This is a genomic window from Sinorhizobium americanum, from assembly GCF_001651855.1.
Classification (GTDB): Bacteria; Pseudomonadota; Alphaproteobacteria; order Rhizobiales; family Rhizobiaceae; genus Sinorhizobium; species Sinorhizobium americanum.
The window spans coordinates 13,204-31,284 of sequence record NZ_LNQC01000030.1 but is presented as its reverse complement, the minus strand read 5'-3'; the positions used below and the strand labels follow the sequence as shown (position 1 = coordinate 31,284).

At 63.7% G+C, this 18,081-nt stretch carries 21 protein-coding genes and 1 tRNA gene; 8 read left to right on the top strand and 14 right to left on the bottom strand.

Going from position 1 to position 18,081, the window contains the following annotated elements; genetic code table 11:
* Window positions 1-127: 127 nt before the first annotated feature.
* The 3 genes from pmi to ATC00_RS01095 form a co-directional block, all read right to left on the bottom strand.
* A complete protein-coding gene (gene pmi / locus ATC00_RS01105; protein WP_064251699.1) occupies window positions 128-1,285 on the bottom strand; it encodes a mannose-6-phosphate isomerase Pmi in 1,158 nt (385 codons plus the stop codon).
* Window positions 1,286-1,296: 11 nt separating this feature from the next.
* On the bottom strand, window positions 1,297-1,791 hold the full coding sequence (locus ATC00_RS01100) for a heme-degrading domain-containing protein (protein ID WP_037389644.1): 495 nt from the start codon (window positions 1,789-1,791) through the stop codon (window positions 1,297-1,299).
* A 77-nt stretch (window positions 1,792-1,868) separates the two neighbouring features.
* Window positions 1,869-2,765, bottom strand: coding sequence for an ROK family protein (locus tag ATC00_RS01095; RefSeq protein WP_037389641.1), 897 nt, complete (start codon window positions 2,763-2,765; stop codon window positions 1,869-1,871).
* Between the two features lie 212 nt (window positions 2,766-2,977).
* Here ATC00_RS01095 and ATC00_RS01090 point away from each other — a divergent pair.
* Window positions 2,978-3,054, top strand: a tRNA-Arg gene (locus tag ATC00_RS01090).
* 134 nt (window positions 3,055-3,188) lie between these two features.
* Here the strand turns inward: ATC00_RS01090 and ATC00_RS01085 are convergent.
* From ATC00_RS01085 to ATC00_RS01070, 5 genes are all read right to left on the bottom strand, one after another.
* A complete protein-coding gene (locus tag ATC00_RS01085; RefSeq protein ID WP_234782230.1) occupies window positions 3,189-3,737 on the bottom strand; it encodes a c-type cytochrome in 549 nt (182 codons plus the stop codon).
* Between the two features lie 26 nt (window positions 3,738-3,763).
* Window positions 3,764-4,132, bottom strand: a complete 369-nt coding sequence (locus tag ATC00_RS01080) for a hypothetical protein (RefSeq protein ID WP_234782229.1) — start codon at window positions 4,130-4,132, stop codon at window positions 3,764-3,766.
* A gap of 135 nt (window positions 4,133-4,267) precedes the next feature.
* The gene (locus ATC00_RS01075) at window positions 4,268-7,051 is read right to left on the bottom strand and encodes an ATP-binding protein (protein ID WP_234782228.1); all 2,784 of its coding nucleotides are present in this window, start codon (window positions 7,049-7,051) and stop codon (window positions 4,268-4,270) included.
* Between the two features lie 150 nt (window positions 7,052-7,201).
* Window positions 7,202-7,483 carry a helix-turn-helix domain-containing protein gene (locus ATC00_RS33305; protein WP_234782227.1) on the bottom strand — a complete coding sequence of 94 codons (282 nt, stop codon included), beginning with the start codon at window positions 7,481-7,483 and terminating at the stop codon, window positions 7,202-7,204.
* Window positions 7,407-7,877 (bottom strand): Crp/Fnr family transcriptional regulator, encoded by a 471-nt coding sequence (locus ATC00_RS01070; protein ID WP_234782226.1) that lies wholly within the window; start codon window positions 7,875-7,877, stop codon window positions 7,407-7,409. The genes ATC00_RS33305 and ATC00_RS01070 overlap by 77 nt, the downstream gene beginning before the upstream one ends.
* Window positions 7,878-8,178: 301 nt before the next feature.
* On the opposite strand from ATC00_RS01070, the gene ATC00_RS01065 reads away from it, so the two are divergent.
* On the top strand, window positions 8,179-8,526 hold the full coding sequence (locus ATC00_RS01065) for a hypothetical protein (RefSeq protein ID WP_037417532.1): 348 nt from the start codon (window positions 8,179-8,181) through the stop codon (window positions 8,524-8,526).
* A 411-nt stretch (window positions 8,527-8,937) separates the two neighbouring features.
* Here the strand turns inward: ATC00_RS01065 and ATC00_RS32845 are convergent, their stop codons facing one another.
* Complete coding sequence (locus ATC00_RS32845; protein ID WP_082911916.1) at window positions 8,938-9,099, bottom strand: hypothetical protein; 162 nt, start codon at window positions 9,097-9,099, stop codon at window positions 8,938-8,940.
* Window positions 9,100-9,282: 183 nt separating this feature from the next.
* Here ATC00_RS32845 and ATC00_RS01060 point away from each other — a divergent pair, with 183 nt between their 5' ends.
* The 4 genes from ATC00_RS01060 (at window position 9,283) to ATC00_RS01045 (ending at window position 12,031) form a co-directional block, all read left to right on the top strand.
* Window positions 9,283-9,594 (top strand): PepSY domain-containing protein, encoded by a 312-nt coding sequence (locus tag ATC00_RS01060; protein WP_037389630.1) that lies wholly within the window; start codon window positions 9,283-9,285, stop codon window positions 9,592-9,594.
* A gap of 74 nt (window positions 9,595-9,668) precedes the next feature.
* Complete coding sequence (locus ATC00_RS01055) at window positions 9,669-10,274, top strand: general stress protein (RefSeq protein WP_064251698.1); 606 nt, start codon at window positions 9,669-9,671, stop codon at window positions 10,272-10,274.
* Window positions 10,275-10,498: 224 nt separating this feature from the next.
* Window positions 10,499-11,308 (top strand): hypothetical protein, encoded by an 810-nt coding sequence (locus tag ATC00_RS01050; protein ID WP_037389669.1) that lies wholly within the window; start codon window positions 10,499-10,501, stop codon window positions 11,306-11,308.
* A gap of 12 nt (window positions 11,309-11,320) precedes the next feature.
* Complete coding sequence (locus ATC00_RS01045) at window positions 11,321-12,031, top strand: metallophosphoesterase family protein (protein WP_037389672.1); 711 nt, start codon at window positions 11,321-11,323, stop codon at window positions 12,029-12,031.
* A gap of 15 nt (window positions 12,032-12,046) precedes the next feature.
* Here ATC00_RS01045 and ATC00_RS01040 read toward each other — a convergent pair whose 3' ends face one another.
* Window positions 12,047-13,216 (bottom strand): zinc-dependent alcohol dehydrogenase, encoded by a 1,170-nt coding sequence (locus tag ATC00_RS01040; RefSeq protein ID WP_037389674.1) that lies wholly within the window; start codon window positions 13,214-13,216, stop codon window positions 12,047-12,049.
* 43 nt (window positions 13,217-13,259) lie between these two features.
* Window positions 13,260-14,237, bottom strand: coding sequence for an SDR family oxidoreductase (locus ATC00_RS01035; RefSeq protein ID WP_037389676.1), 978 nt, complete (start codon window positions 14,235-14,237; stop codon window positions 13,260-13,262).
* 178 nt (window positions 14,238-14,415) lie between these two features.
* Here ATC00_RS01035 and ATC00_RS01030 point away from each other — a divergent pair, with 178 nt between their 5' ends.
* On the top strand, window positions 14,416-15,588 hold the full coding sequence (locus tag ATC00_RS01030) for a DNA topoisomerase IB (RefSeq protein WP_037389678.1): 1,173 nt from the start codon (window positions 14,416-14,418) through the stop codon (window positions 15,586-15,588).
* Between the two features lie 62 nt (window positions 15,589-15,650).
* Here the strand turns inward: ATC00_RS01030 and ATC00_RS01025 are convergent, their stop codons facing one another.
* From ATC00_RS01025 to ATC00_RS01015, 3 genes are all read right to left on the bottom strand, one after another.
* Window positions 15,651-16,343 carry a BON domain-containing protein gene (locus ATC00_RS01025; protein ID WP_037389680.1) on the bottom strand — a complete coding sequence of 231 codons (693 nt, stop codon included), beginning with the start codon at window positions 16,341-16,343 and terminating at the stop codon, window positions 15,651-15,653.
* Window positions 16,344-16,463: 120 nt separating this feature from the next.
* Complete coding sequence (locus ATC00_RS01020; RefSeq protein WP_064251697.1) at window positions 16,464-16,658, bottom strand: hypothetical protein; 195 nt, start codon at window positions 16,656-16,658, stop codon at window positions 16,464-16,466.
* Between the two features lie 22 nt (window positions 16,659-16,680).
* The gene (locus tag ATC00_RS01015; protein ID WP_064251696.1) at window positions 16,681-16,926 is read right to left on the bottom strand and encodes a hypothetical protein; all 246 of its coding nucleotides are present in this window, start codon (window positions 16,924-16,926) and stop codon (window positions 16,681-16,683) included.
* Between the two features lie 182 nt (window positions 16,927-17,108).
* Between ATC00_RS01015 and ATC00_RS01010 the strand changes: the two genes are divergently transcribed.
* On the top strand, window positions 17,109-17,966 hold the full coding sequence (locus ATC00_RS01010; protein WP_037389685.1) for an SDR family oxidoreductase: 858 nt from the start codon (window positions 17,109-17,111) through the stop codon (window positions 17,964-17,966).
* Window positions 17,967-18,081: the final 115 nt, after the last annotated feature.

The following is an 18,081-nucleotide window of genomic DNA, read 5'->3' as shown; positions in this document are numbered from 1 at the left end:
AGACAACGACCGACGCCGCGCCTTGTAGGCGCGGAGAGGATGTCCTTTGCTTGACAGACCCAGCCCAAAAAGAGAAGCCCGCCGCGGGCGCGGCAGGCCATCAAAGGCGAAAACCGGAGTCGATGCTTCACATCCGCTTCAGGCAATCCTCGACTTCATAGATCGCGCAGAGGATATGGTAGAAGCTGCTGGCCGGCGCGGGTTCGTCGACGAAGCTGCCGTCGGCCTTCTGCTTGTCGCGCCAGAGGCCGGGGATCGGCGTCTCCAGAAAGCGCTGCAGCGCCGCGGCCGCACGTGAGGCCGAGGCAAGGTAGCGCTGCCGCTCGCTGCCGTCGGAAAGCGAAGCGAAGCGGATCGCCGCCTTCAGCCATTCCGTCTGCGGCCAGAGGCGCGCCACCGGGTCGGCGACCGACAGGTCGTCGAAGAGCGTCATGATCGCCACGTCGCGCTTGCCGCAGATACCGTGTGTTTCGCCGATCTCGAAAAGCCGGCGCGCCTTGACGATCGCTTCGGCATTGCCGCGCCGCTCCGCCCAGCGCAGGAGCAGCCATGCCCATTCGAATTGGTGGCCGGGTTCGACGATGCGGCCCTTTTCGCCCGGAAAGGCTGTCCAGTCGTGATCGAAGAACTCGCGCAGCACGCCGGTTTCGGCGTCGATGAAGCAATCCATCGCCAGATGAGCGATCTCGTCGGCGAGATTGGGCCAAGCGACCCGGTCGAATCCGTCGACCGCTTCGCTGGCGAGGCAGGCCTCGAAGAGGTGCATATGCGGGTTGGAGCCGAGCGGCAGGCGCGGCGGCTCGTCCTCCTCGAAGCCGGCGACCGGATGCTTGCAATGGGCCTCCAGCCTGCGTCGAAGATCGTTGCTGCGCCCGACCATCTCGGTCTTCCGCTCCGGGATCACCTCGGCGAGATAGGCGAAGGCAAGCAGGGCAAAGGCCTGGTTGTAGAGGTCGAAGGACGGATCGATGATTTCCCCGTCGGCATTGGCAAGCGCGCCATAGAAGCCGCTCGGCTGCCGGTAGACCCGATCAAAATAGGAAAGCCCGCTTTCAGCGACCGTACGCCAGTCGCCGCGCCAGCCGCGCTGCCCCGCCTCCGCGAAGCAATAGACCTGGCGGGGCTGGACGCGCGAGCGGCGATCGGCCCGCGTCGGCTCGCCGGCCATGTCGATCGTCTCGACGAAACCGCCGCCAGCCGCATCAAACCCCTTGTCGCGCCAGAGCGGCAAAGCGGCTTCCGCGAGCCAGCGGCCGAGCTCCCTCGCCCTTAATGAAATGTCCATTGGCCCGCGCATCAGGTTTCGAGTTTCAGCCCGTCGTGATCCGCGCCGAGAAGTTCGGCGAGCGCCTCGACGACGAGATTGTGATCGTCGCGCTGCGGCAAGCCCGACACCGTGATGGCGCCGATGCAACCGGTTCCCTTCACGACGATCGGGAAGCTGCCACCATGCGCGGCGAACTCTTGATCCGGCAGGCCGAGCTTCGCCTGCAGGTTGGTCTGCTGCTTCAACAGGCTAAGGCCTGTGGCGTAGCTGCTCTTGAACAGCCGGAAGACCGTGTTGCGCTTGCGCCGCACCCAGTTCGGGTTGTCCGGTGTCGCCCCATCGAGCGCCGCGTAGAAGACCTGCATGGAGAAAAGCGTGATGTCGATGACGACGCCGAGCTTGCGCTCGGCCGCCATGCGGCGGAGCGTCGATCCGAGCGTCCAGGCCGTGTCGAGATCGAAGCGCTCGAACTGCAATTCCTGTTCCTGGAGCGCGATCCGGCGCAGATCATTGTCGATGTTCATGATGCCTCCGCTTGTCATGATCGAATTGGAGGGGCGATGCCCCCTTCTGGCCTGCCGCCGCCAAGCCTCGGCACGCGCTATTCCTTCCAGAGCCAGGCGGCGCCGCGCACGCCGGAACTGTCGCCGTGCACGGCCTTGCGGATCGGCGTCTCGAAACTGTCGCCGAACAGGTATTTGGTGATCAGACCCGGCAATTCGCCATAGATCTCGTCGACATTCGACATGCCGCCGCCGAGCACGAAGACGTCCGGATCGACGATATTGGTCAGAAGCGCCAGGCTGCGGGCAAGCCGGTCGACGAAGCGGGCGTAGACCCCGGTCGCAATGGGATCGCCGGCACGCTTCGCCTCGATGATGTCGCGGCCGCGGCGGTCGGTGCCGGTCGTCAGGCGATAGTCGAGTTCGACCCCGGTGCCGCAGGCATACATGTCGAGGCAGCCGAGCTTGCCGCACCAGCATTTATGCCCGGGATATTCGTCCTTGGTCATCCAGGGCAGCGGATAATGGCCGATCTCCGCGGCGATGCCCTGATAGCCGGCATGCACCTTCTTGCCGATCGCCAGCCCGCCGCCATGGCCGGTGCCGACGATGATGCCGAATACGACATGCGCATCCTTGCCGGCCCCGTCGACCGCCTCGGAGACCGCCAGGCAATTGGCGTCGTTGGCAAGACGCACCTTGCGTCCCAGTACGGCCTCGAGGTCGCGCCCGAGCGGCTTGCCGTTGATGAGCACGGCGTTGGAGTTGCGTACGATCCCCGTGCGCGGATTGGGACTGCCGGGAATGCCTATGCCGATCGAGCCGCGTTGGCCGGCCGTCTCTTCGGCGGCAGCGACCAGATCGACCACGGCGCGGACGCACGCGTCATAGCCGCTGGTCGGGGTTGCGACCCGGTGCCGGGCACGCGTCTCGCCATCGCGGCTAAGCGCGATGACTTCCATTTTGGTGCCGCCCCAATCGATTCCGATAAACATGCGCGGATCAGGTCCCCAGGATGGATGAGCTGCGGGAAAGGGCGGCATCTCCTCCGACCGCCGCCGGCCCCTGCTTAGCATTCACCCCGTCGATGATGCTAGCCCCCTGATTTCGCATCGACGCATCGGACTCGACGCACGGCAAATCTCCGGCCGCACACGCAAAAACACTTGGCGAAGAGGCCTCGCTTTTGTATGGGTTTATGCCGAGTGGTCCCGTAGCTCAGCAGGATAGAGCACCAGATTCCTAATCTGGGGGTCGCGCGTTCGAATCGCGCCGGGATCACCATTCAAATTGAATCCCAATAATCACCTAAGCGCAGAACGTGTCTGATCGGGAGACTCCCGAAGGTCCTTTTGCGCCAGCGCTCTTGAGAACGCTTCGCCCTCCGGAAATCAAGCTTCTACGTTGTCGAAGCGGCTCTACGGCTCCAGTCTCTTTGGCCGCCCCCGGCCGAGTGCGCCGTCGGCGCGGGCCTGCAGATAGGCGTAAATGTCGTCGATATAAGGCGCGAAATTGGGGTCGTCGGCGAACCCTTTCATGAACGAGTTTTCGCTGCTGCTCTGGCCGTCGCGAACAACGCGCCTGAAGTTCTCGATATCGAGCGGCCGGTCGACAAGAGAGGACGCAATGGTCGAGCCCACTCCATCGGGGCCGTGGCAATGGTTGCACCCGCCATGATAACGTCGGTAACCATTGTAGGTCCGCGCATCGGCCATGCCATCGACAACTTTATAGAGCTTGTCGGCCGCGGCGTCCTGCGAAAATCCCCCGGAACCGAGCGCGAAGCCACAGGCGAGGGCGAATAGAACCAGGTGCTGCGGTTGCAATGGACGCATCTTCCACAGGAAGGCGTTTAGGAGGCGATCGGCCGCGTGTACGATGGTCGACGTCCCGAATTCGCATTCCTGCGGTGGTGAGGGGGCGGGCTGCTCGGCCGGCATCTCCTGAGTGAAGCGCGCACGAATCACCCGAGATATCTTTGACCCAAAAAGAGTCACTCCTTGAGTACGGCGCTGGTTGCGACGCTGTCGATCAGATTGCCGCTGGGCTCCTGCACGTGGAGAATTTCGCCCTCGCGTATGATTTCGAAGTCGGCAGACGGCTGGCCGATGGCTTGCGGCACAGAGATCATCAGCCGCTCCCCCGGTCCGAGTGTGGACACGAAGCGTATCGGCTGCGTTTCCGCTCCAGAGGCCAAAGTCGCAACCACCCGATAGCCGTCTTTCTCGACCGTGTAATACACCGCACCATCGAAGAGACCGAGATGAACGCTGTGGCCATTTCCCGGCGCCAGTTCTGACGCGCCGGCAACCCCTGTCATGGCGAGTAATGCCATTGCGCATGCGGTAGAACATCTGGTCATCGTTTCTCCTCCTCCGCAATAGACTGTCTGGGCAGTCTTTTCCCATCATCGGAGCCTATGCGTGCAGCCGCCAAGTCACATCGGTACCGGCCCCCAATTTGCCGGGCGCCGGTTCCCTAAATTTCGCGAGCTTGCCTAGTTTTCGACAGTTTGCAGCGCGTCGGCGGTTGACAGGAGCCATGGCTCGCCGCGCAGGCGCAGGAGCACTTCCATCCGGTTGGCGGCGTTGAATTTGCCAAGCACGGCCGAGACCTGATGCTCGATCGTGCGCGGAGAGCGTGACAGACGCTGGGCGGCTTCCTTGTTGCTCATGCCCACCGCGATCAAGGCGAGCACTTGTTGTTCGTGCCGCGTCAGCCCGAGCGGGTGACGGCGGGCGGTCCCGTATGGCCCCCTGCGGCTCTTCGGCAATTGGCCCGCAATACCTAAGCGCTGCGCCTGCTTCCGCGCCAGCGCCGCAGCGGGACGCGCCCCCAACGACTCGAACATCGTGACGGCGCGAGCCAGTGCCGGCCCAGTACCGCCTCCGCGAACCTGCATCAGGGCGAGCGCCGCTTCATAGGGAAGCCCGAGGCGATCCCATTCGGCTGCCGCCGCCAAGGGATCGCCGCGGAGTTCGGCAGAGCGCGGCAAGGGAATCTGTACCTTCGACTCCGGCAGCGGCGTGGCCATACCGCATCGCTGCCACCAGACCGCCAGTTCGCCGAAGTCCCAGCTACGGAAATTGTCGAGATCCATTGCCGCGACGGCAGTCAACTGCTCGTGACCAGCACTGTGATCTTCGGCAAGCCAGGCCGCTTCGGCCAGCGCCAGGCGGACTGGCACGATACGCTGGGGCTCTCCCGTCGCCAATCCCTCATGGAGGGCCTGCTGGAGAAGCGCCAAACCACCGGGCTCGCCCAGCCGCACACGCACAGTTCCGAGCACGGTAAGCGCCGGCAAGTGCATGACCATCGGCAGGCGTACCAGATTCATGACGCCCTGCGCAATGGTCCCAGCTTCGCGAAAACGGCCCTGCTCCATCCGAAGCTGCGCTTGTCGACCGAGCAGGTATTGCGCTGCCGAATCGAGATCGTGCCTGCTGGCGAATGCGATGCCTTCGGCCAACAGGCGTTCGGCCAGGACAAAGTCCTTGGACACGACCGCGCATTCCGCGAAGTTGGTGTAGGCTCGCGCCGCATGGTCGTGGAACTCGTGCTCGAGCGCCAGTGCCAGGCTTTCCTCAAGCCGCTCGCGGCCGCCCGGGCGGGCGGCGAAAAGGAGCGCGGTGCCGACATTGTTCAAAGCGTGAACGCGCGTTTCGATCTCACCCAATCGGTCGGCGAGTGCGATCGCCCGCAACCCCCAATCTATCGCTTCGTCGAAGCGATAGTGGAGCATATGAAGTTGAGAGCGTGTGCTATAGGCCATCGCCAGTTCCGAGCCGGGCGGCAGCTTTTCCATTTCGCGCACCGCCTGCTCTGCGTAGTCCTCTGCCGGCTGGCCTTCGCCGCGGCGCCAGTGCAGCCGCGATAGCCTGCACAGGTTGGGACCGATCCTGTCGATGCGTCCGAGTTCGCGCCAGATCGCGATGGCACGATGGTGCGCCTCGATCACCGGTTCGTAGACGAGGAGCGTCAGTCCGGCCTCGTAAGCCCAGTCCTCGTAAAGCCGTGCGGTCAGCTCCGGTGCCGCCCGCGCAACGTATCTGAGAGCCATCGCCAAATGCGAGGCCGCCTCTCGGTGGGCGCCCAGACGCGCCGCATGCGCTGCGGCTTGCGGCGCGAGTTCGAGAACGCGTGCCCCATCATCGGCTCCAGCCGCGTGGTGTACCCGGCGTGAAAGCAGGGTAGATGCTTGTGTCGTGAGGACTTGCGACAGCGCTGTCTCCACCTTTGCATGGAGTGACCTCTGAAGGGTCGGTGCCAGCCGGTCGAGCGTCGCCTGCCGGGCAAGCTCATGTCGAAACGTCACGTCCCCTTGGTTGTCTCGCCGCAACAGTCCGCGCGCCACGCACTGGTCAACCAGTGCCTCGGCCTCGACACCGAGCAGAGCCCGGGTAAGGGAAGGCTCCACGCTGCCTGGCACTATGCTGATCACTTCAAGTACTTCACGCTCACCCGCTGTCAGCCGCGACAGGCGCGCCCAGACCGCATCGCGTATCGAATCCGGTACGCGCCCAGGCTCGGTCGCGCCGCTTGCCAAAAGTTCGGTGACGAAAAAGGGATTGCCCTCCGTAATGCGATAGAGATCAGCGGCGCAGCGGCCCGCCTGCTCAGCCAGTATGGCCACTGCTGCGGGAGACAGCGGTTCAAGCACTATGCGCGTGACTGACGCGGACGGAAGATCGCCGAGCACGTGCGTCAGGGGATGATCGGCGCCGATTTCATCGCTGCGCAGACTGAGTACCAGCACGGTGGGGAGCAACGAGATGCGGCGACCAAGATATCGCACAAGGTCCAGCGTCGCGTTGTCGGCCCAGTGTACATCCTCGAAGATGAGTATGATCGCACTACTGGCGTGCTGGAGCACATTCAATAACGCCGGAAAGAGGCGCTCTGGCGGAGCCGCCTGATCGAGCAGTGCTGCCACGCGCGGGTCAAACGATTGCCCCATGTCCTGCAAAGGTCCGAGCGGACACGGCGTGAAAAGCGCCTCGCACCAGCCCCATAACACCCGGCAGTCTTTATCCACCTGCTCGGCGAACTCGCGCAGGAGAGAACTCTTGCCGATCCCGGCTTCGCCTTCCAGCAGCACTGTGCTGCCCCGACCGACCGCCGCACTCCGTATTGCGGCCAGCAAAGCCTCGAGTGGACCCTCTCGATCGAGCAGCATCGCGAATTCCCCTTCGGGAGTATAGCAAACAACGATGAGGTTTGTGCGCGTTGAAGGCCGCATTCCGACAAATAAATCGGTATGGCTTTTCGTATTGTCTTCCAAATGGCGAGTAATCCTCTTGTGGTTGCTCCAGCGCTACGTCGAAACCATGCCGCGAATGCAGTGGCCGAGCAGTTCTTCTACAAGGAAATCGGTCCCATAGCTCCGCGCGTCCTATCAGACGCGTAAGGGTCGCTGCAGCACTTTGGCCCGCTACCCTTCCTTTCCCGCGAGCATTTCAAGGGCCGCAAGGTCGCAGAGCAACAGCCTGCGGCCGCGTCTCTCGATCAGTCCCCTTTTCGAGAGAGTGCTCATTTCCCGAGAAACCGCTTCCCTCTGCGTGCTGATGGAGGCGGCCAGTTCGAAATGAGTGGGCGCCGGGTTTATGACGGCCTGCCTGTCGTCTGCATGCGCTTCGTCAGCGCGGCGAAGCAATTCGAGGATGAGACGCCGACGCACGACCAGAGTACTGAACTCGTAAACCCGGTCGGTCATGTGCCTTATGCCCGCCGACAGGTATTCGAGGAGAGCCCACGAAAACTCCGGGTGGTGGTTCCGCGATCAGGCTGCGGAAGTCCTTCGCCGGCAACCTTGCGGCACGCGTTGCGTCGATGGCCAGGACTGTCGCCGATCGCGCCTTGCCATCGATAGCGGCCAGTTCCCCGACGATATCACCGGGCCCGCGGTCACCGTAAAGGACCTCGCGACCGTTCGTCGAAAAGAGGGTCACGCGGGCGTGTCCCTCAAGTATGAAGAACACATCGCGCCCGCTTTCGCCATGGGCGATGATCAACTCCTGGGGGGCGTAACTACGAACGATCCAGCGCTCCGACAACGCAGCAACGGCCTTATTGTCCAGTCTCGAAAGGAAATCAGGCGAACGTGTCATGGCCAGTGCTTCCGTTCGGCCAAATCTACTTCCTTTGGCTTCGGCAGCAAATGGAAATAGGGCCCTGGCCGTCGGCGCACGGTCTCCGTTTGAGTTGGATTGTCAGCCCCTGTGCGAATAATCACAGACGAAGTTATGCACGCCTAGTAACCTCAGGCACAGGTCTTGTTCGGACCTTTCTCGGCTACCGCGCCGCACGTCGTACAAGACGCGCAAAGGTGCTGTAGCACTTTGAATTGCTGCATGATTTTGTCCTTAAATCGATTCCCGATATAAGGAATTATGCAGCAGGGAGGCGACGATGTGCAGATACACAGTTCTCGCGGCTCTTTGCGTGACGGCAAGCAGCGCCTTTGCGGGTGAACTTGAGGCCCTGCAAGGCGAAAGCATCGACCTCGGCGCTTACCATGGCGTCGTCTATTACACGGAAGCCGGTGACGATTTTCGTGTGGTCACCACCATCGCGGAGGGAGAGGCGGGTTCTCCCGTGCGCTTCGAGGTGACACTGGACGAGGGCCGAGGCCTCACGATTTCGATTCCAGGCCGGTTGGACGAGCCCAGCCAAGCCGTCGAAATCTCCCGGACCGGCGGCAAACTCTTCGTGGAAGGCGCCGAGCACGCTCCCCAACTGGTACATGCCGGTAAATAGATTCGGTTTCGCCCCGCCCGAACGCGATGTTTTGCGGGAGACAAACTTCGCTCAAACGTCGTGATGGCGAGGTGCGCGGGCTAGATCTCGTCGGCGCTCCCGGAGACATGCAGCATTTCAAAGTGCGACAGCGACTTTGCGCGTCTGATAAAAACGCGCGGCGTTGTGGGATCGTGTCAACCGCGACGGCAGGCGGATTGCGGCCGGAATCCGAAAGTCGCGACGTCAAAGAACATGACGTCTCATAGCCAAACACCCCCTTTTGAGTGTCTTGCCACTGTAACAATCGGCGCCTACACTGCTTTTACTGTCCCTCTCGTCGCTGACCACGGATGTACTGGCAGCGGCGGGAGGTGGCGATGAGAGGTCGGGCTGAGCCCGGCCTTTTGTTTGCGCCCCTGATTGAAGGCCTCAGCCCTTGCCCCGTTGCGGGTCCTTGCCCGCCGCCTGGCTGCTCTTCTTGGCCTCGCCTTTCTGCGCCGCGCCCTTCTTGACCTGGTCGCCCGCGCGGTTTCCGCCATGCGTTCCGCTGGAGCTCTTCGGCGCCTTGCCGTCCTTTACATTGGTAGCCATTGCGCTCTCCTCAGTGGTCTCGGTTGACGGCTGCGGCAACCGGCGAAGCTCGGAAAAGTTCCGCAAGAAGCCGCCTCTCCTCGGCGCCCGCCTACCCGGCATTCCCACCGGCACGGCTCGGAACCAAACAATGTCCGGCCAGTTTGGTTGGTCGGGAAAAGAATTCTCGAGAGAGGAAAGGCTATGAGAAACACGATCTTTGGCGTTGCAGTGCTCCTGAGCGCTGCAGCAATGCCGGCCTTTGGGCAATCGGCAACCTCGGGCGGAAGCACACCGGCGATCGCCACGCCCGGCACTGAGAACCCCGAAGCTCCCGTCGCCGGCAAGAACAGTTTTACGGAAGACCAGGCGCGCGAGCGGATCGAGGAGGCCGGATACGCCGACGTCAAGGGGCTGAAGCTCGACGATCAGGGAGTCTGGCGTGCAACCGCCATGAAGGACGGCAAGTCCGTCACCGTCGCTCTCGACTACCAGGGCAACGTCACCGCGCTCTAGATGCGTGAATGCGGCCGGGAACGGGGCGGCGATCCGCTCGTTCCCCTTCCAGCGCTATAGAAAGGGAGAAGAAGATGAGAACTGTGGCAGGGCTTTTCGACGACTATCACGACGCCCGACAGGCGGTGAACGACCTGGAGGCGGCCGGCATTCCGTCGGAAGATATCAGCATCGTCGCCAACAATGTCGGCGATCGCTACTCGGGCGAGAGTTCCGGGGCGGCTGAAGGCGCAGGCGTCGGTGCCGGCCTTGGTGCGGCCGGCGGCGGTGCCGTCGGTCTCTTGACCGGGCTCGGGCTGATGGCCATTCCGGGCGTCGGGCCGGTGGTCGCTGCCGGCTGGCTCGCCTCGACGGCGGCCGGCGCGGTCGCCGGAGCCGTGGCGGGTGCCGCCACCGGCGGCATCATCGGATCGCTGACGGATTCCGGCGTGCCCGAAGAGGAGGCGCATCTTTACGCCGAGGGCGTGCGCAGGGGCGGCACGCTGGTGGTGGCGAAGGTCGACGAGGCCCTCGTCCCGCAGGCCGATGCGATCCTCAGAAACCGCCATGCCGTCGACCCCTCGGTTCGCCGGCGTGCCTATACAGAAGAAGGCTGGAGCACGTTCGACGCCGCCTCCGCGCCGATGAGCCTCGATGAGGTTCAGCGCGAGCGTGAGCGCTACCGCCCGCCGGCGCTGTAGCGTTCGCCTCACCAAAGGCGCAGCCGCATGCGGCTGCGCCTTTGACTCTGACCATCTCTCTCGCCGAGCCCTTCCGGCAGCGCCCACCCTCAATCGGAATCGATTTGGGGCAGCAATTCAGCGGGCCTTTGGGCGCATAACTAGGCACGCGGCACCGTCGATGCTGCGGAACTTAGCCGAGTTCTCGCGTGTTCTCGTAGGTGTTCCTTCGCAGGAGAGAAAGCATGCCATCGGCAATGCCACCCAAGTCGAAGTCGCCGCGAACGACGCGCACGCCACTCGCGCTGCCGCAGCTTGTCGACGAGAAGGCCGAAGCCTTCGTCGCCACTGCGATTGCGGAGCTGGTCAAGTCCAAGATCCCGTTTCTGATCGCCGGCACCTTCGCCGTCAGCGCCTATACCGGCATTTCCAGGCCGACGAAGGATCTCGACGTCTTCTGCAAGGCAGGCGACTACACCCGCATCCTCAAGCATTTCAAGACGCGCGGCTATTCGGTCGAGATCGAGGACGACCGGTGGCTCGGAAAGGTCTACAAGGGCAAGTTCTTCTTCGACGTCATCTTCGCCTCCCCGAACGGCACCATGCTCGTCAACGATGCCTGGTTCGAACACGCACTGCCGGTGGAGCTCAGCGCCTCGCGGGTATCGATCGTCTCACCGACTGAGCTGGTCTGGTCGAAATCCTTCATCCAGCTTCGCGAGCGCTACGACGGCGCCGACGTCGCCCACACGATCCTCAAGACCCACGACCGGATCGATTGGCGGCGGCTGCTCGAATATATGGAGGCGCATTGGGAGGTGCTGCTGATTCATCTGCTCAATTTCCGGTGGATCTACCCTTCGGAGCGCGACAGGGTCCCCTTCTGGCTGATGGACGAGCTTCTGAGCCGGCTGGCGGCGCAGCGCGATCTCCCGCTGCCCCAGACGAAAATCTGCCGCGGGCGGATGTACTCGCGGACGGATTACCAGATCGACGTGACCGAATGGGGGTTTGCCGATGTCGGCGGCGACCTCGAGATGCGGACTGGAAAATAGGGAGTTGTCACGATGGGCAAGTTGAAAGTCGCCGCGGTTGCGGACCTCCACATGAAAGAGGATCGTTCGGTCTCCTATACGGAGCTGTTTTCGGAAGTGTCGAAAGTCGCCGATGTGCTGGTAATCGCCGGCGACCTCACCGATCTCGGCAAGCCGGCCGAAGCGGAGCTGCTCGCCGCCGATCTGAAATATTGCACGATCCCGGTGGTGGCGGTTCTCGGGAATCACGACCACCAATGCGATGCGGTCGAGGAGATCTCGTCGATCTTCATGAGGGCAGGTGTCCACCTCCTGGATGGCCAGGCGGTCGAGATCGCCGGCATCGGCTTCGCCGGAACGAAGGGTTTCGTCGGCGGGTTCGGGCGGCACATGCTCGGTTCCTTCGGCGAAACGGCCCTGAAGACGATGGTATCCGCGACCGTCGACGAAGCGATGCGCCTCGAAAACGCCCTGCGAAAGACCAGCGCCGAACATTCCGTGGTGGTGCTTCATTACGCCCCGATCGCCGAGACCGTCGCGGGAGAACCGGAAGAGATCTATCCCTTCCTCGGCTCCTCCCGTTTCGCGGAGACCATTGACCGGTTCCGCGTCAGCGCCGTCGTCCACGGCCACGCACACAAGGGCACTTACAAAGGCACGACGCCTGGCGGCGCACCGGTCTTCAACGTCGCGGCCCATGTGGAGAAGCCGACGGGCCGACCCTATGCGATCCTGGAGTTCTGAGGGGGCACGTTGCCCTCAAGGTTTCATGACGACTTTGACGCAGCCGTCCGCCCTCTTGTTGAAGGCCTGGTAGAGGTCCGGCCCCTCCTCCAGCGAGCCTCGATGAGTGATGACGAAGGAGGGATCGATCTCGCCGATGCGGATGCGATCGAGCAAGACGGGCAGATAGCGCTGAACGGGTGTCTGCGCCATGCGGAAGGTCAGGCCCCGATTGATCGCCGAGCCGAAGGGTATCTTGTCGAGATATCCGCCATAGACGCCGACGATGGAGACCGTGCCAAAGTTCCGGCAGCAATGGATCGCCTGGCGCAGCACATGCGGACGATCAGTACCGAGATAGGCGGCGACCTTGACCCGGTCGACGAGCGAATCGAGGCTCGCTCGGCTGTCGGCCTCCGTCCCGACCGCATCGATGCAGGCATCCGCGCCGCGCCCATGGGTCATCTCCATGATGCGGTCGTAGATATCCTCCTTCATATAGTCGAGCGTTGCCGCGCCCGCCGTTTCGGCAAGCCGCAGCCGCTCGGGAACCGTATCGACGGCGATCACCCTTTCGGCCCCGAGCAGGAAGGCCGAACGGATGGCCATCTGGCCGACCGGCCCGCAGCCCCAGACGGCGATCGTGTCGCCGGATTCGATGTCGCAGAATTCGGCCGCCATGTATCCGGTCGGGAAGATATCGGAGAGGAACAGGACCTGCTCGTCGGTGAGCTCCTCCGGTACCTTGATCGGCCCGACATCGGCATGCGGCACGCGCAGATATTCCGCCTGGCCGCCGCTATAGCCGCCGAGGAGATGCGAATAGCCGAACAGGCCGGCGGGCGAATTGCCCCACATCTTCACCGCCTTCTCCCGATCGGGATTGGTTCGCTCGCAGGCGGAGTGGAAGCCCCGCTGACAGAAGAAGCACTCGCCACAGGCGATGGTGAAGGGCACCACGACGCGGTCGCCGACCTTCAGCTTCGACGCCGCCTTGCCGAGCGCGACCACCTCGCCCATGGTCTCGTGGCCGACGACGTCGCCGTGCTCCATCGCCGGGATGAGGCCGTTGTAGATATGCAGGTCGGAGCCGCAGATCGCGCAGGCGGTGACCTTGATGATGGCGTCGCCTTCGTCCTCGATCGCCGGATCGGGAACGCTCTCGCATCGGATGTCGCCCTTGCCGTGCCAGGTCAAAGCCTTCATTGCAGGATTCCTCCACTGTCGTCGAATCGGGCATGCGAGACTCTCAGCGCCGTCGGTATGAGGCCCGGGGTACGATCACCGCAGCAAGGGCCAGGCCGACAACCGCCGCGGCGGCAACAGCGGCGATCGGGACTCTGCGCTCGGAACGCCATCCCCCTTCGATGCCGCCGGGATTTGGCGGGGCGCGGAACAGGTTGCCATTGCTTCTTTCGGCGCGCGGCGCTTGCCGGAGATAGGACGAGGTCAGGCGGGCCAGGACGCGCGAGGTCGTGTTAGGGGCGAGAAAATGGGCAAGTCGCGCCAGGTCGGCAACGGCGCCGACTGTGACGGAGCTGCGCGGGCGTTCAGCTAGGCGAACGATGGCGCGGGCGGCCCGCCGCGCATCGTAGACGGGGGGCGGAACGCTCAGCCTGCGGCCGGTATAATTCGCGCCATGGGCGACGCCCGGCGTGTCGAGGAAGGTCGGATAGACGTCGCAGATGTGAATGTCCGGCTCATCGGCAAGTTCGGCGCGTAGCGCTTCGGAAAAGCCGCGAAGGCCGAACTTGCTGGCGCTGTAGGCGACTGCGAAGGGCGTCGAGGCAAAGCCGCCGAGCGATATCATGTTGATGAATGTGCCGTGCCCCTGTTTCAGGAAGACCGGAATGGCGGCGTGCGCATCGTTGACGTGGCCGATCAAGTTTGTGCGAATGACCTGCTCATGCGCCTCGATCGGCGTTTCCTGAAACCGGCCGACGGCACCGACGCCGACATTGCTGAACCAGACATCGATCCTGCCGAAGGCCAGCGCCTTGGCTGCCAGTTCCTTGACCGCATCCGCGTCGGTCACATCGGTCGGCACCACGAGCACGGCCGCCCCGAGATCGCGGCAGGTTCGCGCCACCCGTTGCAGCGCCACCGCGTCGCGCGCGGCGAGCACGAGTTTCGATCCGCGCCGGGCAAATTCCTCCGCCGCCGCCTGACCCACTCCGGAGGAGGCTCCGGTAATCACCACCACTGCATCTCCGAGTGCTTTCCTCATGGCGCGTCTTCCTCTCGAGCAAGTGCCGATGGAACCGCCTGCGATCAATTATGTTCCGCTGCCCGTGCCGGCTTCGCCGCCCCAAAATCGTCCCCGCGGCGCATCCGACATGGAACCCGACCCGCATGGCGGCGCGTTAGTTTGCGATCGAATCACTTGCGGAAGGAAGGGCCTCTCGATGCCGCTGCAAGTCACTTCCAATCCGGCCCGCCAGGGGGCGCCCGTGCGGCCCGGCGGCGGGCGCAGCCGCAATGGGCGCGCTCCGGCCGTAGGCGAGATCCCGCCGAAGGAAAGCGGGCTCGTCTATGTCAGCGATTCGGAGCCTGGCATCAGGCGCCAGCGCGCCGGCAAGGGTTTCCTCTACCGGCTACCGGACGGCTCGATCCTGACCGATCCTGCCGTGAAGGCTCGGATCGCGTCGCTGGGCCTGCCGCCCGCCTATGACAAGGTGTGGATCTGCCTGGACGAGGACGGTCACCTGCAGGCGACCGGCTATGACGCACGCGGCCGAAAGCAATACCGGTACCACACGGAATGGCAGGCGCTGCGAAGCGGCGACAAATTCGCCCAGCTCCTTCTGTTCGGGAAGGCGCTACCGAGGATCCGGCGCACGGTCCGCCGGCACATGGAAGGCGGAACCGGCGACGCACGCACGGTGCTCGCTGCTCTGGTCGCGCTCCTCGATGAAGTGCATCTCAGGACGGGAAGTCCCGCCTATGTCCAGGCGAATTCGACCTATGGCGCGACGACGCTTCTGAAACGCCATCTGCGGCTCCTCGACGGCAGCATCGAACTGCGCTTTACCGCCAAGGGCGGCAAAAGGGTGCAGAGGCGGCTGCGGCGCCCGAAACTGCAACGCCTGCTCGAGGACATCGCCGACCTGCCAGGACGGCAGCTCTTCGTGTGGAGGGACGACAACGACATCCTGCGCCCCGTCGACTCCGGCCGTCTCAATCGCTATCTGGCGGAGGTGGCCGGCTTTCCTGTTTCGGCCAAGACGTTCCGGACCTGGGCGGGCAGCGTTGCCGCCTTCACGGCGGCGCGCGAGGCGATGGAGCAGGGCAAGCGCCCGACGGTCAGGGAGATGTGCGAGGCGGCGGCCGAGATCCTCTGCAACACGCCGGCAATCTGCCGCAAGAGCTACATCCACCCGGACATCATTGCGCTCGCCGACGCTGCCAGTGCAGCCTCCGCCGCCAAGCTCAGCCGCCGCGGGCGGGCAAACCCGGAACTCCGGGTCGAGGAAGCGCGCATGCTTCATTTCCTTGCGCGCGCCGCACGCGCGGAGCCGAAGGCTAAGGCTTCCATGAACGGAGTGGCGGCGGGCCTACAGCGCCGCACGTCTAGTTAGACGCGCAAAGGTCGCTGTAGCACTTCAATATGGTTCTTATCCTGAGGCCCGCCGCCGGCTGATCAGAGATTTTGGGTGGTCCCGCCCGTGTTCCAGCCGGAGGTCCCGCTGGTCGTTCCCCCGGCACCCCGCACACGGATATTGTTCTGGACATGGCTGACGCCGGAGACGTTTTCCGCTAGGTCCTCGGCGCGGCGTTTCGACCACTTGGACTCGACAAAGCCGCTGAGTTGAACCTCGCCGCCCGTTACCGAAACCTCGATCTCGGACGCGTCGAGCGCACCATCGTCGCTCAGCCGATCACTGACATCCTCCTGAATGCGGCTGTCGGAACGCGTATAGCCCTTCGGCCCCTTGCCGCGATGCTGGTCCATTTGGCGCCTGCGCTCGGCATCTTCGTCGCCGAACCAGGACGCCACCTCGTCGCCGGCCCGTTCGAAGAAGCCCCTCTCCTCGTCCCAGTCCCGGCCCGAGCGCGAATAGGAAGACCGGCCGCGATCGCCGTAGTCGGAACCATAGTCGCCATAGCCACGATCCCGGTTCCAACGCCCGTAGTCCTCGCCCATCCGGCGGTAGGGACCGGCGCCGGACTCGGCATCCGGGAAATACTCGGAATTTTCGTAGTCGGCGCCGCGAGGTTCGATTGTCTGCGCGAAGTGCCGCCGGCTGCGTCTTTCATCACCATACCAATCCCGCCCGGCTTCGCGCGAACGCCAATCGGGATCGCCTTGCCTCCACTCTTTTCTCCTGGCCATCGGTAGCTCCTTTCCCTTTCGGCTTGTTTCAAGGTGTTCGATCCTTCAAACCAACAAACAGCGCCTCGGTTCCGTTGCGCGCAATGCACAACGAACCGAGGCGCTATGGCGCGTGCCGGGTTAGTCGTCCTTTGTCTTGACTACGTCCGAGACCTTGCCTCGGTGCGGATCCTTCAGGTTCTCGCCCGCCGCATCCCGGTCATGGTCCGGGTCGTCCTTCGCCGGCAGATAGCCTCTTGGCCGCGTCTCCTTCGGCCCTTCCCACCGCGGCGATTGCTCCGTGGTGCCGGGCGCTCCGTCCTTCGGGGTCTTCATCATCTTTCTCCTGTAAGCCGCCTCAATCCTGATCCTTCATCGTCGGCAGCGGGAAGCGCTGGTCTTCGTCTTCGAGGTCGGACTCGACGACGTAATCATCCCTCTTGCTGCGCATGGCCTCGCGGGCGGCGCGCTTCCTGATGAGCTCGTCCGGCTCGAGCGGCGGGGTGCCGGCCTCCGGATGCAGGTCGCTGTCGGTCTTTACGGGCTGGCCGCTGTCCGACGTGACGTTCGGCACGTCCTTCGGTCTGTTCTCGACTTTTGCCATTTCTCGCCCTCCTCAGGGTTGTCGCTTGGTCAACGCCAGCCCACAGGCGAAGTTCCATCACGTCCCGCCCGGGGAGGCTCTCCGATCGGAACAAAGCCCTGCAAGCCCGAGTTTGGGGGCTGCCGCCGTTTCCGATGGCGGACTGACATCAATTGCATCCAATCACCAAGGAGGCCTGGACCATGGAGAATTTTCCGCGCCCGCCGTTTGAGCGTCAGAGCCAACCGATGCCCGGAACCACAGAGCGCATGAATCCTCAGCCGGACCACGGGGAGAAGACCTACAAGGGATCGGGCCGGCTGCAGGGCAAGAAAGCCATCATCACCGGCGGAGACAGCGGCATCGGCCGGGCCGTCGCGATTGCCTACGCCCGGGAGGGCGCCGATGTCCTGATCTCCTATCTCAATGAGCACGAGGACGCGAAATCGACCAAGGCGCTCGTCGAAGAGACCGGACGCAAGGGTGTCCTCGTCGCCGGTGACATCCAGACCTCCGACCATTGCAAGCGTATCGTAGAGACGGCGATGAACGAACTTGGCGGCATCGATATTCTCGTCAACAACGCCGCCCATCAGGCCTCGTTCCCGGATATAGCCGACATCACCGACGAGGAATGGGAACTGACCTTCCGCGTGAACATCCATGCGATGTTCTTTCTCACCCGCGCCGCGGTGCCGCACATGAAGCCCGGCAGTTCGATCATCAACACCGCCTCGATCAATGCGGATGCCCCGAACCCGATCCTGCTCGCCTATGCGACCACCAAGGGCGCCATCCAGAACTTCACCGCCGGCCTGGCGCAGATGCTGGCCGACAAGGGAATCCGCGCCAATGCCGTGGCCCCCGGCCCGATCTGGACGCCGCTCATTCCCTCGACGCTTCCCGAGGATTCGGTGATGAATTTCGGCAAGCAGGTGCCGATGAAACGGCCGGGGCAACCGGTGGAACTCGCCTCGGCCTATGTGATGTTGGCGGATCCGCTGTCGAGCTACGTCTCCGGCGCGACGATCGCCGTGACCGGCGGCAAGCCGATACTGTAGCGGCATCGTCCTCGCGACGAGCGGCTGCCCCCATGCCTCATGGGCATGGGAACATCAGGTGCGCTTCGCGGTTGTCTGACTTGAGTGGCGCCGGTGCCGGCGGTTGCGCCCTAGC

Excerpts from the sequence above, each read along its gene's own strand:
- ATC00_RS01020 (WP_064251697.1), bottom strand. The coding sequence starts at position 16,658 with ATGAAGACCCCGAAGGACGGAGCGCCCGGCACCACGGAGCAATCGCCG.
- ATC00_RS01030 (WP_037389678.1), top strand. The coding sequence starts at position 14,416 with ATGCCGCTGCAAGTCACTTCCAATCCGGCCCGCCAGGGGGCGCCCGTG.
- ATC00_RS01060 (WP_037389630.1), top strand. The coding sequence starts at position 9,283 with ATGAGAAACACGATCTTTGGCGTTGCAGTGCTCCTGAGCGCTGCAGCA.
- ATC00_RS32845 (WP_082911916.1), bottom strand. The coding sequence starts at position 9,099 with ATGGCTACCAATGTAAAGGACGGCAAGGCGCCGAAGAGCTCCAGCGGA.
- ATC00_RS01080 (WP_234782229.1), bottom strand. The coding sequence starts at position 4,132 with ATGACCAGATGTTCTACCGCATGCGCAATGGCATTACTCGCCATGACA.
- pmi (WP_064251699.1), bottom strand. The coding sequence starts at position 1,285 with ATGGACATTTCATTAAGGGCGAGGGAGCTCGGCCGCTGGCTCGCGGAA.
- ATC00_RS01065 (WP_037417532.1), top strand. The coding sequence starts at position 8,179 with ATGTGCAGATACACAGTTCTCGCGGCTCTTTGCGTGACGGCAAGCAGC.
- ATC00_RS33305 (WP_234782227.1), bottom strand. The coding sequence starts at position 7,483 with ATGACCGACCGGGTTTACGAGTTCAGTACTCTGGTCGTGCGTCGGCGT.
- ATC00_RS01035 (WP_037389676.1), bottom strand. The coding sequence starts at position 14,237 with ATGAGGAAAGCACTCGGAGATGCAGTGGTGGTGATTACCGGAGCCTCC.
- ATC00_RS01070 (WP_234782226.1), bottom strand. The coding sequence starts at position 7,877 with ATGACACGTTCGCCTGATTTCCTTTCGAGACTGGACAATAAGGCCGTT.
- ATC00_RS01045 (WP_037389672.1), top strand. The coding sequence starts at position 11,321 with ATGGGCAAGTTGAAAGTCGCCGCGGTTGCGGACCTCCACATGAAAGAG.
- ATC00_RS01095 (WP_037389641.1), bottom strand. The coding sequence starts at position 2,765 with ATGTTTATCGGAATCGATTGGGGCGGCACCAAAATGGAAGTCATCGCG.
- ATC00_RS01025 (WP_037389680.1), bottom strand. The coding sequence starts at position 16,343 with ATGGCCAGGAGAAAAGAGTGGAGGCAAGGCGATCCCGATTGGCGTTCG.
- ATC00_RS01050 (WP_037389669.1), top strand. The coding sequence starts at position 10,499 with ATGCCATCGGCAATGCCACCCAAGTCGAAGTCGCCGCGAACGACGCGC.
- ATC00_RS01040 (WP_037389674.1), bottom strand. The coding sequence starts at position 13,216 with ATGAAGGCTTTGACCTGGCACGGCAAGGGCGACATCCGATGCGAGAGC.
- ATC00_RS01100 (WP_037389644.1), bottom strand. The coding sequence starts at position 1,791 with ATGAACATCGACAATGATCTGCGCCGGATCGCGCTCCAGGAACAGGAA.
- ATC00_RS01010 (WP_037389685.1), top strand. The coding sequence starts at position 17,109 with ATGGAGAATTTTCCGCGCCCGCCGTTTGAGCGTCAGAGCCAACCGATG.
- ATC00_RS01015 (WP_064251696.1), bottom strand. The coding sequence starts at position 16,926 with ATGGCAAAAGTCGAGAACAGACCGAAGGACGTGCCGAACGTCACGTCG.
- ATC00_RS01055 (WP_064251698.1), top strand. The coding sequence starts at position 9,669 with ATGAGAACTGTGGCAGGGCTTTTCGACGACTATCACGACGCCCGACAG.